This window comes from Roseburia inulinivorans DSM 16841 (assembly GCF_000174195.1).
Lineage (GTDB): Bacteria > Bacillota > Clostridia > Lachnospirales > Lachnospiraceae > Roseburia > Roseburia inulinivorans.
On record NZ_ACFY01000006.1, the window covers coordinates 1 to 2,549 of the forward strand.

Below are 2,549 nucleotides of genomic sequence, written 5' to 3' on the forward strand. Positions count from 1 at the left end.
CTCGCAAAGCTCACAAAGGAAATCATATTTGTCTGTACGTTTTTTCTTTTTCTTTACACTGTGAATGACTTGTGAAATGCCGCTTATACATGCCCTGCTAACATTATGAACCGCACCACAAAATCTGCAATTTACGTTATGGAACTCTGGTTATGGGATGGATGCCTATGGGGTAACGGCAGAAATCAATCTGCAAACTAATTCTAACTTCTTTAAATAAATTTTAATAGAATGACGTAGGATTGTGGGCGTGATTATGGTAGAATTATGATATTGATGAATTTAACAATTCAGAAGCTGTAGAGTTTGAATAATCTCTATTTATCTATAGCGTACAAGGTAATCCTTATATCCTTGAAAGGTGATAAATTATGAAAAGAATGAACACGGATCCAACAGAGTATGTAGTGTTTGATGTTGAAACAAACGGATTAAAATCAAAACAGGCTGACTTGCTTTCAATTTCGTTTTACAAACCCGATGATGGTAAAGAATATAGCAAGTTTTTACCTTTGGAGCTGAATCGCAAGATTGTTACAACACATATAAATGGTATTACCGAACAGGATTTAGTTGGTGCGACTGCACTTACTCAACTTGAGTTTGACCGTATAGTAGAAGAGTTTGAATTGGAAAAAAGAATAATACTGATTTATGCTGGTGGGAATTTTGATGCATCATTTCTTTCAGCATATATGAAAAGGCATCGGATTTTAGGATTTGAAAAATTGAATTTTTATAATTTTAAGAAAAATATAATTTCTTCAAGGTTTTCACATGGAAATATCACCAAGGATAATTTGTGTTCAATATTCAAGGTTGATGGTGTTAAGACTGTTCATAGTGGTTCAAATGACTGTAAGCTTGAATGGAAGCTATTTGAAAAAATGGAGGGTTACTTTTATCTTGTAACCGAGGGTAATGGAGAAGATAATGTATTTAGACTTAATGAGGATTATATTATTCCTGCTAGTCTATTGTCTTCTCATCCAAATTTAAGTTACATCCTCTCTGAAAGACCATATATTGAATGCCAAAGTACTCCTGTCAAAGCATTTGAAATTGATGCTAAGGGAATTGAAAAGTTTCAAACTAATATTACTGGAATGACGATTGAACATTTGATAAATTCAATGTTGGATGTAGATGTGCAAAATTCGAGACAGTTTTTGTTGAAAAATAAGTTAAAATTGGATTTCATTGGAAAAATTCCTAATGGAGTATTAATGATGCCAATGTCTTTTAATCCAGATGGAACAGTTACTGCACTTCATAAAGAAGATATGCAAATGGAAAAGCGTATAAATTCCACTAATAAGAATCTTAAAGAACAAATTCGTCCGTTAGTCGACTTTATTAAATATGAGATTTTTAAGAATGAACGAATCTTATCTCAGGAACTTGTTGTTGATTATGAAAATAATATTCTTGCGTTGTGTGATCTTTCTACTGATAAAACAATATTAGAAATAAAAACAGACAACGCTGATGCACTGGCGTATAAAGAACAGTTTTTCTACGAAGCTAAAGGAAGAGCTATCTATCATTTAAAAATGGAGTGGGTAAAAGACCGGAATACTGATTTGTTAAAAAAAATAATTTTTCATCTCTCTTTTGTTGATGCTCATGTTGGAACACCGAGTTCATCGAATTGGACTCGAGGAAAACGGGAAGAAAAAAGGGCGAGAAGAATAACTGAGATTCAGAAATATTTGTCATCTTCGGATATATCTTTAGTATCATTTACGAATATCAGCTCACCAATTAGATTACAGTGCAAAAACTGTGGATACGAATGGTTTGTTGGGTATGCTGTATTAGAGAAGAAGATTCCAAACTGTCCTAAATGTAACCCTAAAATTAAGGGCAGAACACGAACTACGATATCTAAAGAGGAGCAAATGAAACACCGTGCTGATAACTATTATGAGAAGATATTACAAAAGAGTAATCACACAATTGTTGCAATGAACTATATTGGAGCAAAAGACGATGTGGATGCGATATGTGTTACGTGTGGATACAAATGGAAGAGCCGCGCGGATCATTTAGTGGATAGATGCTGGTGTCCAATATGTAAAAAGGGAAAAAGTTAGTAAAATCCAGAAAATTCCAGTTTTACTCCCCCACTACTACAATACAACTGAATCACCAACATTACATCAAAATATGTAGAAAATAAATCGATGCGTTTTGTTTTTAATATACATTTTATAGATTGTAGTTTCATAACGTAAATTACAGATTAACGAATGTAATGTCACAGATTTTAAAGGCACATCTCTCAGAGTTTCACTTTTGATTTCTGCTGCTCGTAATCTGGGTTCACGGATTTGGGATTGAATTTTTACAGAGCGTATATTCAAAATATTGCAGTCTCATAACTTAGAGGCAATGAATGTAAAATGGACGGATATTGTTTTCGTTTTGCGTTATGGAGGTGAAACTCTCCATTTGTGGAAAACGGTATGAACAAATATTATTTTCTTTGTGAGCTATGGAGATAAGACTCTTTAGAGGCTTATCGGAATGTCCAGCGAACAGAAACG

Annotated in this window: 1 protein-coding gene; it reads left to right on the plus strand. The window is 33.5% G+C overall.

The window, feature by feature from the left end; translation table 11 throughout:
* Positions 1 to 371: 371 nt before the first annotated feature.
* Complete coding sequence (locus tag ROSEINA2194_RS00850) at positions 372 to 2,096, plus strand: exonuclease domain-containing protein (RefSeq protein WP_007882201.1); 1,725 nt, start codon at positions 372 to 374, stop codon at positions 2,094 to 2,096.
* Positions 2,097 to 2,549 lie beyond the last annotated feature (453 nt).